The 19,610-nt window shown below is 57.2% G+C and carries 16 protein-coding genes and 2 pseudogenes; 14 read left to right on the plus strand and 4 right to left on the minus strand.

Translation table 11 applies throughout. The features are described from left to right. The first annotated feature begins 25 nt into the window (after positions 1 to 25). From AC0L7S_RS13965 to AC0L7S_RS14010, 10 genes and pseudogenes are all read left to right on the plus strand, one after another. Positions 26 to 951, plus strand: a pseudogene (locus tag AC0L7S_RS13965) (D-alanine--D-alanine ligase). Beyond that, complete coding sequence (locus AC0L7S_RS13970; protein WP_473471602.1) at positions 939 to 1,880, plus strand: cell division protein FtsQ/DivIB; 942 nt, start codon at positions 939 to 941, stop codon at positions 1,878 to 1,880. Before AC0L7S_RS13965 ends, AC0L7S_RS13970 begins: the two are co-directional and overlap by 13 nt. Next, positions 1,877 to 3,184: a cell division protein FtsA gene (gene ftsA / locus AC0L7S_RS13975; RefSeq protein WP_473471603.1), complete on the plus strand. Its 1,308-nt coding sequence runs from the start codon at positions 1,877 to 1,879 to the stop codon at positions 3,182 to 3,184. Before AC0L7S_RS13970 ends, ftsA begins: the two co-directional genes overlap by 4 nt. A gap of 68 nt (positions 3,185 to 3,252) precedes the next feature. Next, entirely contained in the window at positions 3,253 to 4,938 is a 1,686-nt protein-coding gene (ftsZ, locus tag AC0L7S_RS13980) for a cell division protein FtsZ (protein ID WP_473471604.1), read from the plus strand. 288 nt (positions 4,939 to 5,226) lie between these two features. Next, complete coding sequence (gene lpxC / locus AC0L7S_RS13985; protein WP_473471605.1) at positions 5,227 to 6,165, plus strand: UDP-3-O-acyl-N-acetylglucosamine deacetylase; 939 nt, start codon at positions 5,227 to 5,229, stop codon at positions 6,163 to 6,165. 203 nt (positions 6,166 to 6,368) lie between these two features. Further along, positions 6,369 to 7,235, plus strand: a complete 867-nt coding sequence (locus tag AC0L7S_RS13990; RefSeq protein ID WP_473474299.1) for an outer membrane protein assembly factor BamD — start codon at positions 6,369 to 6,371, stop codon at positions 7,233 to 7,235. Between the two features lie 2 nt (positions 7,236 to 7,237). Further along, positions 7,238 to 8,912 (plus strand): annotated as a pseudogene (recN, locus tag AC0L7S_RS13995) (DNA repair protein RecN). 133 nt (positions 8,913 to 9,045) lie between these two features. Beyond that, positions 9,046 to 11,196 (plus strand): NAD-dependent DNA ligase LigA, encoded by a 2,151-nt coding sequence (gene ligA / locus AC0L7S_RS14000; RefSeq protein ID WP_473471606.1) that lies wholly within the window; start codon positions 9,046 to 9,048, stop codon positions 11,194 to 11,196. Positions 11,197 to 11,457: 261 nt separating this feature from the next. After that, positions 11,458 to 12,198 (plus strand): AzlC family ABC transporter permease, encoded by a 741-nt coding sequence (locus AC0L7S_RS14005; RefSeq protein ID WP_473471607.1) that lies wholly within the window; start codon positions 11,458 to 11,460, stop codon positions 12,196 to 12,198. Then, positions 12,195 to 12,491 carry an AzlD family protein gene (locus tag AC0L7S_RS14010; RefSeq protein ID WP_473471608.1) on the plus strand — a complete coding sequence of 99 codons (297 nt, stop codon included), beginning with the start codon at positions 12,195 to 12,197 and terminating at the stop codon, positions 12,489 to 12,491. Before AC0L7S_RS14005 ends, AC0L7S_RS14010 begins: the two co-directional genes overlap by 4 nt. Positions 12,492 to 12,547: 56 nt before the next feature. Here the strand turns inward: AC0L7S_RS14010 and AC0L7S_RS14015 are convergent, their stop codons facing one another. From AC0L7S_RS14015 to AC0L7S_RS14025, 3 genes are all read right to left on the minus strand, one after another. Further along, positions 12,548 to 14,422 (minus strand): aminopeptidase P family protein, encoded by a 1,875-nt coding sequence (locus AC0L7S_RS14015; protein ID WP_473471609.1) that lies wholly within the window; start codon positions 14,420 to 14,422, stop codon positions 12,548 to 12,550. A gap of 86 nt (positions 14,423 to 14,508) precedes the next feature. After that, on the minus strand, positions 14,509 to 15,381 hold the full coding sequence (locus AC0L7S_RS14020; RefSeq protein WP_473471610.1) for a 50S ribosomal protein L11 methyltransferase: 873 nt from the start codon (positions 15,379 to 15,381) through the stop codon (positions 14,509 to 14,511). A gap of 22 nt (positions 15,382 to 15,403) precedes the next feature. Continuing rightward, entirely contained in the window at positions 15,404 to 15,982 is a 579-nt protein-coding gene (locus AC0L7S_RS14025; protein ID WP_473471611.1) for an SCO family protein, read from the minus strand. Positions 15,983 to 16,225: 243 nt separating this feature from the next. Here AC0L7S_RS14025 and AC0L7S_RS14030 point away from each other — a divergent pair, with 243 nt between their 5' ends. From AC0L7S_RS14030 to AC0L7S_RS14040, 3 genes are all read left to right on the plus strand, one after another. Then, complete coding sequence (locus tag AC0L7S_RS14030; RefSeq protein ID WP_473471612.1) at positions 16,226 to 16,714, plus strand: CreA family protein; 489 nt, start codon at positions 16,226 to 16,228, stop codon at positions 16,712 to 16,714. A gap of 41 nt (positions 16,715 to 16,755) precedes the next feature. Further along, positions 16,756 to 17,397 (plus strand): DapH/DapD/GlmU-related protein, encoded by a 642-nt coding sequence (locus AC0L7S_RS14035; protein ID WP_473474300.1) that lies wholly within the window; start codon positions 16,756 to 16,758, stop codon positions 17,395 to 17,397. Positions 17,398 to 17,546: 149 nt separating this feature from the next. Continuing rightward, the gene (locus AC0L7S_RS14040) at positions 17,547 to 17,870 is read left to right on the plus strand and encodes a hypothetical protein (RefSeq protein ID WP_473471613.1); all 324 of its coding nucleotides are present in this window, start codon (positions 17,547 to 17,549) and stop codon (positions 17,868 to 17,870) included. Positions 17,871 to 17,930: 60 nt separating this feature from the next. Here the strand turns inward: AC0L7S_RS14040 and AC0L7S_RS14045 are convergent, their stop codons facing one another. Further along, the gene (locus AC0L7S_RS14045; RefSeq protein WP_473471614.1) at positions 17,931 to 19,142 is read right to left on the minus strand and encodes a hypothetical protein; all 1,212 of its coding nucleotides are present in this window, start codon (positions 19,140 to 19,142) and stop codon (positions 17,931 to 17,933) included. Between the two features lie 121 nt (positions 19,143 to 19,263). Between AC0L7S_RS14045 and AC0L7S_RS14050 the strand changes: the two genes are divergently transcribed. Further along, the gene (locus AC0L7S_RS14050; RefSeq protein ID WP_473471615.1) at positions 19,264 to 19,608 is read left to right on the plus strand and encodes a low affinity iron permease family protein; all 345 of its coding nucleotides are present in this window, start codon (positions 19,264 to 19,266) and stop codon (positions 19,606 to 19,608) included. Positions 19,609 to 19,610 lie beyond the last annotated feature (2 nt).

Genomic DNA, 19,610 nt, shown 5'->3' on the forward strand with positions numbered 1-19,610 from the left:
GCCCGCCGCGAGGGGAAGACGGCGAATGAAGAAAAAACACGTAGCTGTCCTTTTGGGTGGTTTTTCGGCTGAGCGGCCGGTGTCGTTGTCTTCGGGCAAGGCTTGCGCCGATGCTCTCGAAGCTGAAGGCTACAAGGTTACGCGGGTCGATGTCGGCCGCGATGTCAGCAGTGTGCTCGATAGTCTCAGGCCCGATGTCGCTTTCAATGCGCTGCATGGCCCTTTCGGCGAGGATGGAACCATTCAGGGCATCCTGGAATATCTCGCCATTGCCTACACCCATTCCGGCGTTCTTGCTTCCGCACTGGCGATGGATAAGGAAAAGGCCAAGAAGATTGGCAAGATTGCTGGCCTGCCGGTGGCGGAATCGAAGATCGTCGATCGCTTTTCGATCGGCGACAAGCATCCCATGCAGCCGCCATATGTGGTCAAGCCGGTGAATGAGGGGTCGAGTTTCGGCGTCGTTATCGTCAAGGAAGGGCAGTCGCATCCGCCGCAGGTCATCGCTTCGTCGGGCTGGAAGTATGGCGATACGGTGATGGTCGAGCGATATATCCATGGACGCGAGTTCACCTGTGCGGTCATGGGTGATGTTGCGCTCGGCGTCTGCGAGATCGTGCCAACGGGTCATTCATTCTACGATTATGATTCAAAATACGTTGTCGGGGGTCAAAACACGAATGCCCGGCAAAAATTTCACCGAATATTTACCAAAAAATACTGACACTGTCGCTTAAGGCTCACCAAGCGATCGGGTGCCGGGGCGTGTCCCGGTCAGACTTCCGTTACGACGACCGTTACTCCGAAAATGGCGAGGTTGTCTGGCTGGAGGTCAATACCCAGCCGGGCATGACGCCGACGTCGCTTGTGCCTGAAATTGCTGCCCATGCGGGGCACTCGTTCGGCGAATTGTTGAGTTGGATGGTGGAGGACGCTTCGTGTCTGCGTTGAGAAGGGGACGGCAAATGCAAGACGGAGCCAGCGGCTGGACGCTGTTTGGTGCTTCCGTCAATGTCGGCCATTTTGTGCTGCCCCGGTTGTTGCGTCGTCCTGCGCGTCTGTTCGCGCGGATTTGCGATGGCAGTTTTCAAGCACCAAGATTTGCGGCAACCATTGTTTCTGCTGCCCTGCTTTCATCCAGTGTCGCCTATGGTGCATATCTTGGTGGGCATCTTGATGATTTCGTTCAAGGGGTCACGGCTCGAACCGGTTTTGCTGTCGATCAGATCAAGGTCGTTGGAAATCGCGAGACTTCCGAGATTGATATTCTCGACAAGCTGGAACTGAACGGCTGGACCTCGCTGGTAGGATTTGACGCGACGGCCGCGCGTGATCGAATTGCCTCTCTTGCCTGGGTGGAGTTTGCCGCCGTGCGCAAGATTTATCCGCATACGCTTGAAATCCGTGTCGATGAGCGAAAAGCATTTGCGCTTTGGCAGCAAGGCTCATCACTCAATGTCATTGAACGTTCCGGGCGCGTCATTGCACCTTTTTCCGGTGGCGCGTTGGCGGCCTTGCCGTTGATTGTCGGCCCCGGTGCGCCTGAGCATGCGCCGGCTTTGCTAGCCATGATTGACAAATTTCCGCAACTTGCAGCCCGAGCGAAAGGATATGTGCGCGTTGGGGATCGGCGATGGGATCTGAAGCTTGATAATGGAGTGACCGTAAAGCTGCCCGAGAGTGGCGAGAATGCTGCGCTTGCAAGTCTTGTCAAGCTGGATCGCGAGGACGGATTGTTGAGCCGCGATATCGTGGCTGTGGATATGCGTCTTCCCGACCGGTTGGCATTGGAATTGTCGCCCGAAGGGCTGTCCGCGCGCAAAGTTGCTTTGGCCGAAAAATCGAAGAATGCCGGTCGCGGTCAGGAGAAGAATATATGAGTTGGCTCGGCGGACATGGCGATGCAGCTTCGCGCCGTTCGGGGACGCTCACGGTCCTCGACGTGGGATCAAGCAAGGTCTGTTGTGTCGTTGCAAAACTGAAGCCATGCGAGGATGGCAAGCTGTTGCGCGGAAGGTCGCACCGAATTCAGGTGATCGGCATAGGCCATCAGAAATCGCATGGCGTGAAATCGGGGGTGATTGTCAATCTCGATCAAGCGGAACGCGCCATTCGTCTTGCCGTTGATTCTGCTGAGCGCATGGCCGGTCTGACTGTCGATCCGCTGATCGTCAACATGACTGCGGGACGACTGAAAAGCGAAACGTTTTCGGCTACGATCAATCTGCGTGGCCAGGAAGTCGATGAGTCCGATATCAAGCGTGTGCTTGCTGCGGGCGCGCGCCAGGCTTTGAAGGCCGAGCGTGAAGTCATTCATTCGCTGCCGGTCGGATATACGCTCGACGCTGAACGCGGTGTGCGTGACCCGCGCGGCATGGTTGGCGATATGCTGGGCGTCAACATGCATGTGCTGACGGGTGATGCAGCGCCCTTGCGCAATCTCGAACTGAGTATCAATCGCTCGCATCTCTCCGTTGAGAAGATGGTGGCGACGCCTTATGCCAGCGGGCTTGCCGCACTGGTTGACGATGAATTGGAAATGAGTGCTGCCTGCATCGACATGGGCGGTGGCACGACGACGATATCCATATTTTCCGAAGGCCGGTTCGTTTTTGGCGACTCCATACCGGTCGGTGGCAATCACGTTACGCTGGATATGGCAAAAGGCCTGTCCACTTCGCTTGAGGCTGCGGAACGGTTGAAGGTCATGCACGGGTCGGCCTTGCCGGGAAGTGCCGATGATCGTGATCTGGTCTCCATTCAACCCATTGGTGACGATACCGAGACGGTGCAGCAGGTGCCGCGCGCCGTCATGACGCGTATTATTCGCGCCCGCGTCGATGAGACGCTGGAAATACTGCGCGACCGTATCAACAAGTCGGGCTATGGCGCTGCGATTGGCAAGCGGGTCGTTCTGACCGGTGGTGCCAGCCAGCTATCGGGTCTGCCTGAAGCAGCGCGCCGCATTCTTGGTCGCAATGTGCGCACCGGGCGTCCGCTCGGAGTTGCCGGTTTACCGGAGGCGGCCAAGGGACCGGCATTTTCGACGGCGGTCGGCCTCATGATTTATCCGCAGGTGGCAGAATTTGAGAGCCGCGCTGCAAAAGGCATTTCCGGTTTCAAGATGACCGGAACGGACGGAAAACTGCATCGCATGAGTCAGTGGTTGAGAGACAGTTTCTAGAGTTGGCGGGGACAGCCCCATAGGCGGCCGCGGCGGCGAAGCGGCGGGAAAGGCAAAGGACGAGGACAATGACCATCAATCTGCAGAAGCCGGATATTACCGAGCTCAAGCCACGCATCACCGTATTCGGTGTTGGCGGCGGGGGCGGTAACGCTGTCAATAACATGATCACCGCGGGTTTGCGCGGTGTCGAGTTCGTGGTGGCCAACACTGACGCACAGGCGCTGACAATGTCGAAGGCCGAGCGATTGGTCCAGCTTGGCGCGCATGTGACTGAAGGGCTGGGTGCTGGATCGCAGCCGGAAGTCGGTCGGGCCGCCGCCGAAGAGTGCATCGACGAGATCAACGATCATCTGTCCAATACACATATGTGCTTTGTTACCGCCGGCATGGGCGGTGGCACGGGCACAGGTGCTGCTCCCGTTGTTGCGCGCGCCGCGCGTGAAAAAGGCATTCTTACCGTTGGTGTGGTGACAAAGCCTTTCCATTTCGAGGGGCAACGCCGCATGAAAACGGCGAATCAGGGTATCGAGGAATTGCAGAAATGCGTCGATACGCTCATCGTCATCCCCAATCAGAACCTGTTCAGGCTGGCGAACGACAAGACGACCTTTGCCGACGCCTTCGCCATGGCCGATCAGGTGCTCTATTCGGGCGTCGCCTGCATCACCGACCTGATGGTCAAGGAAGGCCTGATCAATCTCGACTTTGCCGATGTTCGCTCGGTCATGCGCGAAATGGGCAAGGCGATGATGGGTACGGGCGAAGCTTCGGGCGAGGGCCGTGCAATGGCTGCTGCCGAGGCCGCAATCGCCAATCCGCTGCTTGACGAGACTTCGATGAAGGGTGCAAGGGGCCTGTTGATCTCGATCACGGGTGGCCGTGACCTGACGCTGTTCGAGGTTGATGAGGCCGCGACGCGAATCCGTGAAGAAGTGGATCAGGACGCCAACATCATTCTGGGCGCGACGTTCGACGAAGAGCTCGAAGGCGTTATTCGCGTGTCGGTTGTTGCGACCGGCATCGACAAATCAGCCGTCGATATCGCTGCTGCTCCGATCGCCATACGCCAGGCGCAGCCGAAATCAATCGCTCGTCCAGCCGCTCCAGCGGCGGAGGCGCGCCCGGCAATCGCGGCTCAGGACGTCCGTTCCGACCCGGTTGCGGAAGCAATCCAGATGGCGGAATCAAATGCGGCAGCAATGACGCCGCGCCCAGTGGCAACAGCACAGGCCGACGAGTTTCGTCCGCAAAGCAAGTTGTTCCAGGCACCGCCTGCGCCAGTTCAGGCGCAGCCAGCCGCACCCCAGCCTGTCCAGCAAGCCGCGCCTCAGCCCATCCAACAGGCCGCGCCACAGCAACCCCGGCCGACGCCGCAACCGATTGCCAGCGCACCGCAGCAACGGATGCCTCGGGTCGAGGATTTTCCACCGGTGGTCAAGGCCGAACTGGAAGCCGGCACGCATCCTGCCGATCACGAGGATCGCGGACCAATGGGCCTCCTGAAGCGCCTGACCAATGGGCTCACCCGCCGGGAAGAAGAACCTGCCCGGTTGCAGCCAGCGCAACCGCGCGAAGCAAAATTGCGTCAGCCCGGCGCAGAAGTGCGCCGCCTTGCCACCCATGATCCGCAGCTCTATGCGCCACGCCGTGGCCAGTTGGACGATCACGGACGGGCTGCCGCGCCTGTACGGGAGAATCAGGACGAAGATCAGCTGGAAATTCCAGCCTTCCTGCGCCGCCAGGCAAACTGATTCCTAACGGAATGTAACACTCGTTAACAGGCGGGCGAGCAATCGCCCGCCTGTTAACCTATATATATCAATAAAATCAATACGTTGTACGATCCATCTCAATTGCCTCGCCGTTACAAGAGGTAAAAAAGCGTGATTTGGAGTCTGCCTAGCGCGCCATTATCTTCGCGGTGGCACAAAATGGTATGTGGATTCTTGGGGAAATAGTCCTTTTGCCTGTGCCATCAGGAGCCGCGAACTCGATATAGATAGTGCGGACACGATGAGCTTGGGCATACGGGGATCGATTTGAACGGTTATCAAACGACAATCAAGTCGCGTGTTACGCTTGCTGGAACCGGTGTTCACAGCGGCAAACCCGTTTCCTGTAGTTTCGTGCCTTCCGGTGCCGATACCGGCATCGTTTTCCAGTTTTCAGATGGAGTTGAGCCGGGCAAGGAAATGCGCGCGCTCGTCTCGGAAGTCGGCTCAACCGATCTGTGTACGATGCTTGGCGATCCGGCAGGCCAACATGTTGCGACCGTCGAGCATTTGATGGCTGCCCTTCTCGGGCTTGGAATCGACAATCTCATCATCGAAATCGATGGTCGTGAAGTCCCGATCCTCGATGGCAGCGCCACTCTTTTTGTTGACGCGATCGATGAAGTCGGCATCGAGGTACTTTCTGCAAAACGGCGCTTCATTCGTGTCGTCAAGCCGGTTCGGATCGAAAATGGCGCGTCGTGGGCGGAATTTCGTCCTTATGCGGGAACGCGGTTTGAGATCGAAATCGATTTTGAAAGCCCGGCCATCGGCCGCCAGCAATTTGCCTCCGATCTCAATCCCGATATTTTCCGCCGCGACATTGCGCGGGCGCGCACGTTTGGCTTCATGAAAGACGTTGAACGGCTTTGGGCCGCTGGCTATGCGCTGGGTTCCTCGCTGGAAAATTCGGTGGTGATCGGCGACGACAATCGCGTCATCAATATGGGCGGCTTGCGTTATCCCAACGAGTTCGTGCGCCACAAGACGCTCGATGCGATGGGCGATCTTGCCTTGGCGGGTGCGCGTTTCGTCGGCTGTTTTCGCTCTTATCGCGGCGGTCACAGGCTGAATGCGGCCACGCTTCGCCGTCTGCTGTCGGACCGCACAGCGTATGAGATTGTTGAAACGACGCGCGTTGCGCGTGGCCGCACTGCCGAGATGAGCGCCGTCAGCGCACCTGTCTATGCGCCTTGGGTGATCTGAGCCTGCTGCCTCAGGCTATTGCTGCTTTCAACCGTCGTTGCAAAAATGCATCACGCGGATTGCGATTGTTTCATTGCGGCCTGACTTGTCGGCGCGCCACAAAAATGTGCGATTGCCAGTCGATAGCGTTGCCCGGCAAGGTAATTATGGTCTATGGCTGCTCGCTGATGACTGAAATGGCGCCGAAAGGGCGAAATCCAACCATGTTTTTCAAACGGGCTGATCGTATCAAGGTGCCGATGAAGGCCCTGTTCATGGCATTTTCGGTAATTGGGGCTCCTCTGCTTTTGTCGGCGTGCATGTCGTCGGAAAAGGACATCGACCTTTCGACATATGTCGATCAGACGGAACCGGCCGATGTGCTTTACAATCAGGGGCTCGCCAATCTGAATTCGGGCCGCCTGAAAGAAGCTGGCCTCAAATTTGCGGCTGTCGACCGTCAGCATCCCTATTCCGAGTTCGCCCGCAAATCGATGGTGATGAGCGCGTTCACGAACTACCGTCAGGGAAACTATGACGACGCGATCAGTTCGGCCAAACGCTATCTGACGCTTTATCCGTCCACCGAAGATGCCGACTATGCCGAGTACATTATCGGCCTGAGCTATTTCCGCCAGATCAAGGATGTTACCCAGGACCAGAAGGAAGCGCGTCAGACGATCCAGGCGATGCAGGATCTGGTCACCCGCTGGCCCGATTCCGAATATGCGGAGGATGCGAAAGCTAAAATCCGCTTCGCCACCGATCAGCTAGCTGGCAAGGAGATGCAGGTTGGGCGCTACTATCTTGAGCGGCGTGAATATATTGCCGCAGTAAAGCGTTTCCGTGCAGTGGTGGAAAATTATTCCAATACACGCCATGTCGAAGAGGCGCTGGCGCGGTTAACCGAAGCCTATTTTGCGATGGGTCTGACGCAGGAAGCGCAGACGGCTGCTGCCGTGCTCGGTCACAATTATCCGAACAGTTCCTGGTACAAGGATTCCTACAAGCTGCTGCAGAGCGGCGGGCTTGCGCCGCGCGAAAATGCCGGCTCGTGGATTTCCAAGGCTGGAAAGCTGATCACCGGCTGACGATGCTCGCCAGACTGTCGATCCGCGATATCGTTCTGATCGAAAAGCTGGATATCGATTTTTCGGCGGGATTATCCGTGCTGACCGGTGAAACCGGAGCGGGCAAGTCGATCTTGCTGGATTCCCTGTCTCTGGCGCTTGGGGCGCGTGGTGATGCGTCGCTGGTGCGTCACGGCGCGGCGCAGGGCCAAGTGACAGCGGTGTTCGATGTGCCGCGAAACCATCCGGCGCGTGCGCTGCTTTCCGATAACGCGATTGAGGATGATGGCGACATCATCTTGCGCCGGCTGCAAACGGCGGACGGACGCACGCGGGTTTTCGTCAACGACCAACCCTCCAGCGTTTCGCTGATGCGTGAAATCGGGCGTTGTCTGGTTGAACTGCATGGCCAGCACGATGAACGCGCGCTTGTCGATGCCAGCGCGCACCGCGAATTGCTCGACGCCTTTGGCGGGCATATGGGGGCAGTCGTCGAGACGGGCGAGGCCTGGCGCAATTGGCGCAGCTGCGAGCGGGAACTGACGCTTCATCGTTCGAGATCCGAGGCAGCGGCACGTGAAGCCGATTATTTGCGGGCCTGCAATGCCGAGCTTGATCAGCTTGACCCGCAACCTGGCGAGGAGAGCGAACTGGCCGAGTTGCGTGCGTCGATGATGCGCGCGGAAAAGATCGCTTCAGAAATTCATGACGCGCAAGATGTGCTTTCGGGGCCGTCTTCTCCCTGCCACAATTGGCGAGCCTTTTGAGGCGGCTTCAGCGCAAGGTTGGTGATGCGCCGGGGCTGCTCGATGAGGTGGTGACCTCGCTTGACGAGGCGCTTTTGTCACTTGATGCAGCACAGTCCGGTGTCGAGGAGGCGCTGCGCGCCATCGAGTTTGATCCGCAGCGTCTTGAGAAAGCGGAAGAGCGCCTGTTTTCGTTACGGGCGGCCTCGCGCAAGCACAATGTCGCGGTAGATGATCTGGCGCAACTGCGTGACACGATGGCGGCCGATCTTGTCGATCTCGATGCGGGTGAAGAGCGGCTGCACGGGCTGGAGAAACAGGCGGCTGCCTTGCGCCAGCTTTATGATGAAACGGCTGCGCGTCTTTCGATTTTGCGTCACTCTGCGGCAACCGGGCTGCTCAAGGCCGTCATGGCGGAGCTTCCCGCCCTGAAACTGGAACGGGCCGAGTTCATTGTCCAAATGGCGAGCGAGACGGAAGATCGTACCGAGCAAGGCATCGACCAGATTGAATTTTGGGTGCGCACCAACCCCGGAACGCGCCCCGGCCCGATGATGAAGGTTGCATCGGGGGCGAACTTTCGCGTTTTCTTCTGGCCCTCAAAGTCGCGCTGGCTGATCGGGGATCAGCCCCAACGCTGGTTTTTGACGAAATCGACACTGGTGTTGGCGGGGCGGTGGCCGATGCCATCGGGCAACGTCTGGCCAGACTGTCGCGGCAGGTGCAGGTTTTGTCGGTTACACATGCACCGCAGGTGGCGGCGCGCGCCGAGACACATTTCCTCATTTCCAAATCGGGCGGTGCAGACCGGGTTGCCACCGGCGTGACGGAAATGGATTTAACGGCCCGGCAGGAAGAAATCGCGCGGATGCTTGCAGGTGCCACGATCACGGATGAGGCGCGCGCCGCAGCGCAGCGATTGCTGCGAGAAAACACGGAAGCGGCGACCTAGGCCATTTCCCTCCTCTCGACGAGAGTCAGGATGTAGCTGTAGGGTGTTGATTGCGCGGGTTTTCTTGCACAATTTTCTCCCTCATCGTGAAAGCTGTCTTATGGTCATGCGCTATTCGTGAGGAAGACACGCCATGCCTGAACAATCGGTTGATGACCTCACCGAAGCCGAAGCAGCTTTGGAACTGGAGCGGCTAGCCATGGAGATTGCCGGTCACGATCTGCGCTATCATGGCGAGGATGCACCGACGATCTCGGACGCAGATTATGATGCGTTGCGTCGGCGAAATCTCGCGATCGAGCAGCGCTTTCCCGAGCTTGTTCGCGAAGACTCGCCTTCAAAGGCTGTCGGCGCGGCGGTGTCGGAGAAGTTCGGCAAGGTCACGCATGTCGTTCCCATGTTGTCATTGGACAATGCCTTTCATGATGAAGACGTAGCGGATTTCGTTGCGCGCGTCCGCCGGTTTCTGCGGCTCGGCGCGGATGAGCCCGTTGATTTGACGGCTGAACCCAAAATCGACGGTTTGTCCTTGTCGCTGCGCTATGAAGCTGGGCGCCTTGTAACGGCGGCGACGCGTGGCGATGGTCAGGTTGGTGAGAATGTTAGCGCCAATGCGCGCACTGTCACTGACATTCCAAATGTCCTGTCAGGCGACTTTCCCGACATTCTGGAGGTGCGCGGCGAGGTTTACATGGCACATGCCGATTTTGCCGATCTTAACCGGCGCAATGGCGAAGCAGGCAAGCAGACATTCGCCAATCCGCGCAATGCCGCCGCCGGTTCTCTGCGCCAACTCGATACCGCGATCACGGCCAGTCGCCCTTTGCGGTTCTTCGCTTATGCCTGGGGCGAGGTGAGTGAGCTTCCCGCCGATACCCAGATGGGCATGGTCGAGGCTTTTCGGCGGTTCGGGTTCAAGGTCAATCCATTGATGAAGCTTTTCGACAGTGTAGATGGTCTGCTTGAACAATATCGCTTGATTGAACATGACCGCGCTGCACTGGGCTACGATATTGACGGTGTCGTCTACAAGGTGAACAACCTTGCCTTGCAGGAGCGGCTTGGTTTCGTCTCACGTTCGCCGCGTTGGGCGATTGCGCATAAATTCCCGGCTGAAAAGGCGACGACCAAAATTGAGGAGATCGACATTCAGGTTGGGCGCACCGGTGCCTTGACCCCGGTCGCCAGGCTGAAGCCTGTAACAGTCGGCGGCGTCGTCGTCACCAATGCGACGCTGCACAATGAGGACTACATCAAGGGCATCGGCAATAATGGCCAGCCGATCCGGGATGGGCGCGATATTCGCGTTGGCGACACCGTTCGTGTGCAGCGGGCAGGGGACGTTATTCCGCAGATCATCGATGTTCTCATTGAAGAACGCCCGGAAAACAGTGCGGCATATGCGTTCCCCACTGTCTGTCCGGCTTGCGGCAGCCATGCCGTGCGTGAGGAAGGCGAGGCGGTGCGGCGTTGCACTGGCGGTTTGATCTGCCCCGCGCAGGCGGTTGAACGGCTGCGCCATTTCGTGTCGCGCGGCGCTTTCGATATTGAGGGGCTCGGCGAAAAGCAGATCGAGTTTTTCTTCCAGGCACAAGATCCGGCGCTGCGCATCCATTCGCCAGCGGATATTTTCACGCTGAAGGCCCGCCAGGACGCATCGCTGACCAAGCTTGAGAATATAGAAGGCTTTGGCGCAACGTCCGTGCGCAAACTTTATTCAGCAATCGATGAACGGCGGCAGGTGGCGTTTTCGCGGTTCCTGTATGCGCTTGGCCTTCGCCATATTGGCGAAACCAATGCCAAGCGGCTGGCCCGTCATTTCCTGTCTTTTGCTGCATTTCGGGAGGCCGGAGAAAACGCGGTCATGCCGGTTGGCAAGGGCGACCCCGGCAATGGCGTATGGCAGGACCTCAATGGCATCAACGGAATTGGCGCAATCGTTGCGGAAGCGGTCGTCGATTTTTTCGGCGAAGACCATAATCGTCAGGTGCTGGATGCCCTGCTGGCTGAGGTGACACCGCTTGATGAAGAGGTAGTGGGCGGCGTCGATTCACCCGTTGCGGGCAAGACTGTGGTATTCACCGGCTCTCTTGAGAAAATGTCGCGCGATGAGGCCAAGGCGATGGCCGAAAAACTTGGTGCCAAGGTTTCCGGGTCGGTATCGAAGAAGACCGATCTTGTCGTGGCCGGGCCGGGGGCCGGATCAAAGCTGAAACTCGCCAGCGAGTTGGGCATTGAAGTGATCGCCGAAGACCAGTGGTTTGCCCGTATCGGCAGGACGTAACGCACGCATCAAGTCTGCTGATCGTTTGGCTCAAACGAATTCGTGTGACACGACACCGGGTAGTGCCTACATACGGCCTTCCCGGTGTCTCGCACACGAAATTCTCATCATTGTCCGGGGGAATCTGGACGAATTTCGGTTACGGAAAGAACACTGGAAAGTTCATGATCTTGGTGTGGTTTTGGGATTTTTAGTTCGTATCGGAGACCATGAAATCAAATGAAACGAACTTCAAATCCACCACTCCAGGAAGGTTTATCCATGTCGGCGGACGCTATATCTGCGCATTCAACGCGGGGTGAGTTCTGGCAGGGTGCGCGTCTTGGCATACCGATTGTTGTAGCATCGGGGCCGTTTGCCATGCTCTTCGGGGCTATCGCGGTCGATAACGGATTTTCCGTTTTCGAGGCGGTTCTCATGACTGCCAGCGTATTTGGCGGAGCCAGCCAGATGGTCGGCATCGAACTGTTTGGCCATCATGTTGCACCTTGGCTGATCGTACTTTCGATCTTCGCGGTCAATTTCCGGCACGTTCTTTATTCGGCATCGGTTGGTCGTCACCTCGCGCACTGGACACGGGCGCAGCAGGTCATTGCCTATTTTTTCCTTACGGACCCACAATATGCCTTTACCGAAAGCAAAGCGAAAAGCGGGGCAAAGGTCAGCTTTGTCTGGTATATGGGCGCAGCACTCATGGTCTATGTTTCGTGGATTATCCTGACCGCTCTCGGCGCGTATTTCGGCAAGATCATTCCTGACACCGGCGCTATCGGTATCGATTTCCTGCTGCCAATCTACTTCCTCGGTCTGGTCATGGATTTCCGCAAACGGCCGCTGTGGTTGCCAATCGTTGTTGTCAGCGCTGTCGCTTCTATTGTTGCCTACAAAACCGTGGGATCGCCGTGGCATGTCTCGCTTGGTGCATTGGCGGGCGTGGCGCTCGCCGTCATTCTTCCATCCCGCCATAGCGGCATTGGCGTGGATACGGGAAAATTACCATGAGCATCACGTTCTGGATCATCATTGGCGGTGCTGTTGCCACTTATCTCACCCGGATTGGCGGTCATCTGGTGTTGTCGCGTTTCGACAGCATTCATCCGCGTGTCGAAGCTGGGCTGAATGCCGTGCCCGCAGCCGTTTTGACAACACTGGTAGCGCCTGCTGCCCTTGGCGCTGGACCGGCCGAATGGGCAGCACTTATCGTTGCAGGGCTTGTGTCGTTGCGTGGCGGATTGATGTCGATGTTTCTGGCAGGAGCGGTGGTGCTGATCCTTGGCCGACAATTCGTCGGTTAGAGCAATTCCAGGAAAAGTGCGGTGCGGTTTTCCCAGAATTGCGTAAAAAACTCGCATCAGCCTTTTTCATCGCGCGGCAAGGGTGCCGTTGCGTTCTCAAGCCAGGCCAGCGTTTCTCCATCAACGAGCGGCCCGATCTCGGCCTGCACCCGCGCGTGATAGGTATCCAGCCAATGCAGTTCATCGCGCGTCAGCATATCCGGGCGCAACAGCCGCTTGTCGAAGGGCGCGAGGGTCAGCGTCTCAAATTCGTGGACTGCAATATCTCCACCCGGCAGGTTTTGCGCTGGTGAGACGAGAATGAGATTTTCCAGCCGGATGCCGTAGTGTCCGTTCTTGTAATATCCCGGTTCGTTGGACAGGATCATGCCTTCCAGCAGTTTTTGCGTTCCGGATTTGGCTATGCGTTGAGGGCCTTCGTGTACCGCGAGGTAGGAACCGACACCGTGGCCGGTGCCATGCGCAAAATCGAGCCCATGCTGCCACAAGGCACTTCGCGCGATCGCGTCGATTTCGGAACCACGCGTATTTGCGGGAAAGCGTAGCGTCGAAATGCCGATCAGACCTTTCAAAACAAGCGTATAGCGCTCGCACATTTCTTCGCTTGGCTGGCCAATTGGTACGGTGCGGGTAATGTCGGTGGTCCCGTCCTGATACTGGCCGCCCGAATCCAGCAGGAACAGTTCGCCTTCACCCAGCTTGCGGCTGGTGGCGCGCGAAACGCGGTAATGCATGATGGCGCCATTCGGGCCGGCACCCGAAATGGTGTCGAATGAAATGTCGCGTAGCGGCATTTGCGCTTCTTCACCAGTCTGGCGGCGGCATTCTTCAAGCTTTTTCACGACTGCAATTTCGTCGAGGCTATTCGGCTTTTGCCTGTCCAGCCAGCACAGCAGATTGGCAATGGCTGCGCCGTCCCGGCGATGAGCCGCACGCGAACCGGCTATCTCGGCCCGGTTCTTGGTAGCGCGGGGAATGCGTGCCGGATCGGCAGCCTCCACGACGCTCCCGCCATTCTCCTCAACCAGCATCCGCAGTTTTTCGGCAGCAAGCGCCGGGTCGAGCGCAATTTTCGTGCCGTCCCCTTTCGCGCCGTCCCTTTTTGCATCGTCATTGGCCAGTGCGGCAAGCGCCGGCTCAAACTCATGCGGTTCGTGCAATTGCGTAAGCTGTGTCAGATAGGCGCCAACCTCGCGTGAAAATTTGCGGCTGTCCATGAACAATTGGTGGGTGCCGTTTGAACCGAGAATGGCAAATCCGAGCGCCAGCGGCGTATGCGGTACGTCGTTGCCGCGAATATTGAATGCCCAGGCGATGGATGAGGGGTCGGTCACAACGGCATGGGTCGCGCCATCTTTTTCGATCGCGCCAGCCAGGCGCGCCAGCTTGTCTTTGGCCAGTTCTCCGGCAAAGGCATTGGGGTGGATTTCGACCGGTGCCAGCGGCGGTTCGGGTTGATCGGTCCAGATCGTGTCAATCGGATTGGTTTCCACCGGCACCAGCGTCGCACCTGATTTTTCTGCGGCCTCGCGCAGCGCCTTCGCCTCACCAAGCGTATGCAGCCACGGATCGAAACCGAGACGCGCGCCCTTGCCAAGGTTTGTCTTGATCCATTTGGCGGGCGGATTGTCGATCAGGCTTTCAATGGAAAAGATTTCGGTATCGACTTCATTGCGCACCTGCAACGTGTAGCGCCCGTCGACAAACATGAAGGCCCGGTCGCGCAATATCAGGGCGACACCTGCCGACCCGGAAAAGCCGGTCAGCCAGCGCAACCGCGCCGCACAAGCCGGGACATATTCGCCCTGATGTTGGTCGGCGCGTGGGACCAGAAAGCCGTCCAGTTCGTTTTGGGCCAACCATTCGCGCAACTCTTTCACGCGCGGCTTGCCTACAGATGGATCACCGGACGCATCGAAGGTCTGAAACATCGAAATCTGCTTTCTCAAAATAATTCGTGCGAGCCTATCCGCATGGCAATTAACTGACAATTGCCTGACATATGGTCCAGCCGTCTTTACCGCTTGAGATGGATCGTTACCCATCCGTCGAGGTGCAATGTGCGGACATGGCGGAATTTCTGGTCAATATAGGCTGCAATGACGGCATCGTGTTGCCGTTCCAGAATGCCGGACAAGACCAGCGATCCGGACGCTTTGACATGGTCGGGCATATGCGGCGCGATTTCCATCAGCGGACCGGCCAGAATGTTTGCAACAACGAGATCGAAGGGGCCGCGCTTGGCAAAGACGGGATGGCCGAATCCCGGTGCGGTCACTGTTTCCACCAGTTCGGAAACTTCATTCAGCGTGACATTTGCCGCCGCCACATCAATGGCGACAGGATCAATGTCGGTTGCAAGGACCGGGATGCGCGCCAGCTTGGCTATGCCTATGGCCAGCACGGCGCTGCCGGTTCCCAGATCGAGTGCATTGGCGGGGTGCTCCGCCTCGATGACGCTTTCGAGCATTTCAAGGCATCCGGCTGTGGTGCCGTGATGGCCGGTGCCGAAGGCAAGCCCTGCTTCAATTTCAATTGCAATATCATTGTCGCGGCGTTGCTCGCGGTCATGTGCGCCATGAACGAAGAATTTTCCGGCGCGCACCGGTTTCAAGCCTTCAAGTGAAAGCGCGACCCAGTCGATATCGGGCAGCACTTCCCGCTCGATCGCCAAATTCACCGAAAGGTCAGCGAGGAGCGAACGCAGGCGCACTTGAACCGCATCAATGTCGCCGTCAGCGTAAATCGATACCTCGTGAATAGCGTGGTCCTCGTCGATTTCGAGTATGGCAAGCGGCCACCCGTCTTCTTCAAAGACCGGTTCCATTGCCGCGAATATCCGTTCGGCCTCGGCCTTGAAGGTTCTCAGGTGGAGGCGCGTCTGGGTCATGACCGGCGGCAATCCGATGTTGTCAACCTTTCGCGGCAAGCCGTTTGAGCTTGGCGATGGCATTGTCCGAACTCTCGCCATAAGCGATGGTGCCGGCAAAGTCACCTGCATCATTGAGCAGCAACACCGATGCGGTGTGATCCATTGTGTAATCACCGTCATCCAGAGGCACTTTTTTCCAGTAGATGCCGAACGATTTGGCCATGGCATGAACCTTGTCGGGAGCGCCGGTGATGCCCGTAATGCGGTCCGAAATGTTGCTGATGTATTTGTCCATGGTTTCGGGTGTATCGCGCTCGGGATCAATTGAAACGAAGTAAGCATGAATGTTCTTGCCTTTGTCGCCCATCGTCTTCAGCCAGCCGTTCATTTCAAAAAGTGTCGTGGGGCAGACCTCGGGACAATGGGTGAATCCGAAGAACACGAGGCTTGGATGACCGCGCAGCGCCTGTTCGGTGATTGGTTCATCCTTCTGGTCAAGCAAGGTAAATGACGCGCCGAACGGTTCGCCACCATAGTGCCCACGATACCAGTCGAAAGTCAGCCAGCCGATGCCGGCTGCCATCAGAACCAGAATGCCGACCAAAATTGTACGCATCATGAGAGAAATTCCAGGCTTGAGTGCAGGCAAACAGTTTCAGGCGGGGACATGCCCGAAAATGTTGAAATTGACGAATAACAAAATGGTGCGCACGCCAATCATGGGCGCGACGTTAGCTTTTCCAGAGCCCTCGGCAAAGATGATCTAATGCCGCAAGCGCCATGCGTTTACGTAGACGTTGCTTGAAAAGCGCCTTCCTCACACCCAATTGGGTTCAACCGTCGCAAACCGCAGGAGTGTCCTTTGCGAAACCTGATCAGCGGTGCTTTGGCCGCATCCTTTATATTCATTGCAGGTACAGTTTCGGCTAAGGAGGTTGGCAAGGTTGGTGTTGACTGGCTCGGCAATGACATCGTCGTCGAGGCGATCAAAGACCCGAAGATCGAAGGTGTCACCTGTCATGTTTCGTATTTTGATCGCGGGGTTATCGACCGCCTGCAGAAAGGCAACTGGTTCGAAGACCCTTCCGATTCTTCCATTTCCTGCCGCCAGACGGGACCGCTCAAGATCGGGGATATCGACATGAGTGCTGACGGTGAGGAGGTCTTCAGGCAGGGCATCAGCCTGATCTGGAAGAAGCAGGTGGTCAATCGCATCTATGACAAGGCCAATGACACGTTGATCTATCTTTCGCATTCGCGTCAGGTGCAGGACGGATCGGCCAAGATGTCGATCACCACGGTGCCTCTTTATGGACAGAGCGTGGAGTGGAGCAACGGCAAGCCGCAATAGCAGCGGCTTGCGATGTGCGTAGCGGCGTCGTACAGGCGATCATGGACGATAGCGAACATCCGACGCCAAAAAATGCCGAGCCGCGTATCCATCCAACCGCCGAGTTGAAGGGGTGTCGCCTTGCCCCTTTTGTTTCGGTTGGCGAACGGGTCATCCTGCGCGACGTCACCATTGGTGCCTTTTCTTATTTCGAGCGCCATTGCGAGGCGATTTACACGACCATCGGCAAATTCTGCTCGATTGCTTCCAACAGTCGCATCAATGCGCTTGAACATCCAATGGAACGGGTGACACAGCACAAGGTCTCCTATCGTCCCAACGAATATTTCCGCTATCTGGGTGTCGATTCGAGCTTTCGTGAGAGGCGACGCTCAAAACCCGTTACCATCGGCCATGACGTATGGATCGGGCATGGTGCCGTGGTGATGCCGGGTGTGACGATTGGCAATGGTGCGGTCATTGGTGCCAATGCGGTGGCGACGCATGATGTTGCGCCCTATGTCATCGTCGCCGGTTCTCCGGGTCGAGTGCTGCGCCCGCGATTTCCAGCGCATATCGCCTCGCGGATAGATGCCCTTCAATGGTGGGAGTGGCCAGTGGAGAAGCTGGCGCGCGCGATACCCGACATGCAGACAATGCCCATCGAGCTATTTCTCGACCGTTGGGAACATGAGGCATCTTAACCTAAACACTTAATATTAATATTTGGAAAATGGGTTGTATGATGTAAATAATGCAATCTATAATTGCATTATTTACATCATGTCATATTCTGTCCTTGGAGATAACCACCCGAAGCGGAAGGAAATCGTAAACACTCAAGGAGAATATCATGAATAAGTTTGCTGTTATACTTGCTGTTGCAGCGGTTTCCTTTTCAGCCGCGGGCGCTCAAGCCGGTGGTTGGGGTTCGGGTGGAAATTCGGGCTTTTCAAGTGGACTGATCAATGTCTCACCGTCGGTCGGGCTCGGCAATGTTGCCGCGTTGAATGGTATCGGCAATGGCAACGTCGTGTCCGGCATTTTGAACGGCAACAGGACGAATGTCGGCGGTGTGCTCAATGGTGCCGGTGTGAATGGCGTGTTGAGCGGGATCGGTGCGACCGTGTTTGGCGGCGGCGATAGCTGCGGCTGCAAACACCGCCGCCGCCACTAAGCGGCTGCAAAAAAGCAAAAGACTGCTCGTTGCTGGGCGGGAGGGGTTGCGCCCTCCTGCCTATATTTTTGCGCGCACACCAACAAAAGCATCCAGGCTGTGCTTTTTTACATCATAGATCGTTTGAAGTGTTTTCGAATAATCCACGCGCAGCACGATTGCTGTCGATTTGCTTGCCTGAAAAGTTGCTTCGGCATAGATGCCCTGGCTGCGATCCTCATTGTCGAGCAGCAGGTTTTGCTTGATTTGCCAGAATATGCCCGATGCGATTGCGAAATTATCGCGAACCTTCATGCCGGCTTCCAGTTCTGCTCTTTGCAGCCATGAGGCGAGAGGGTCGTCGCTGTCGGTGCTCTCATGGCGGGCGAACCATGTGCCGCGCAGGTTCAAATCATAGGGCAGTTGTTTGGCGAAGCTTATCCGCCATACTGGTCTGAGATCGCTGTAGATGCCCTTTGTGCCACGCAATCCTTCGACACCGAGTGCCACCGCAAGCGATGAGCCATCGGCTGCGGTGAATTCCATTTCGCCACGGAGCCCATATTGGGTGAGCGATAGCGCCACCGGTGGAAAGCCGAGTTGTTCGGCAGACAAGATCAGGGCGGAGGCGGAAACGCCGAATGCAAAGCTTGCCACGGTGCGCGTAATTTTCGCGGCCAACTGCAACCGGTTGGTGTCCGGGTCCAGTCTGACGGGGGCTATCAGGTCGGCCTCGAAATGTGTCGGACCGGTCTTTTCGTAGCTTTCGCTGGCGTCGAGGATCAGCGATGTGGCGTTGCCGAGGTCCAGGCCCAGTTGCGTGTTTGCACCAAATATTTGCTTGCGTGCGCGGGTTCCGATGACAAACTGGCCTATCGTCAGGTCGTCGCCAGTGTCCGCGATATGGTAATTCAGCGATCCTCGCAGTTCGAGGCCGGGCCGAAAGCGGCGAAAGGCTTGCGCCGACAGTCCAAATGCCCGGTCGTTTTCGATCGAGATGTGGTCGAAGCGTGTTGCCTGCGCATCGGCCCTGAGGCTGGCGTTGGCATCGTCGTCACCCCATTGGCGCTGGAGGGAGCCGCGCAGCAACGTATACCAGTCGGCAATGGCGCGGGGGCCATCCAGTGCGTTACTGGTCCAGTGCCGTTCGAGACTTCCCGTATTTTTCGGAGCGTTGGCTGGTTCGCAATGGACTGGCGTTGCCATGCAAAGGCTGAGGACAATGGCGCTGCTGGCAGCCGAGAAGTGCGATTGGTATCTGGTTGTGCGGTTCGACGTTTTCTTCGGCAGCACTGTCTGCATTCTCCGGCGGCCAAACCCCCTCCGCCATGCGGGGTGGCGAAGCGGAAGGGGTCGGAGGTAACCGCCCTGGAGCGGAAGGTACAGGCGTTCTTGCCTGCATGAAGACAATCGCATGACAATCATAAAGTGTTATTTATATTTTAAACAATTTTATGGTGTAGTCGGTTGTAATCGAGCACTATGCAACCGGCACGACGATCGTGATATTCCTGATGGTGTTCTGATCCAGAACACGCAAAACCGCGATGGCGCGGCAATCCAGGCCAAGCTCGACGCGTTAATCCGTGCCAGCAAAGCGGACATTCAGTTTATCGGCATTGAGCATCTGACCGATTCAGAAGTCGAAAAAATCTGGACGACTTATGAAAAGGCAGCCAGGCGTCATGACGGCAAGGTTCGCTCCAAGACGAGCAAAACCACTTCGCATAAGCGAACCGCCGGAAAGCGCGCGGCGTGAAT

It is taken from the genome of Mesorhizobium sp. G2-6-1 (assembly GCF_055809095.1).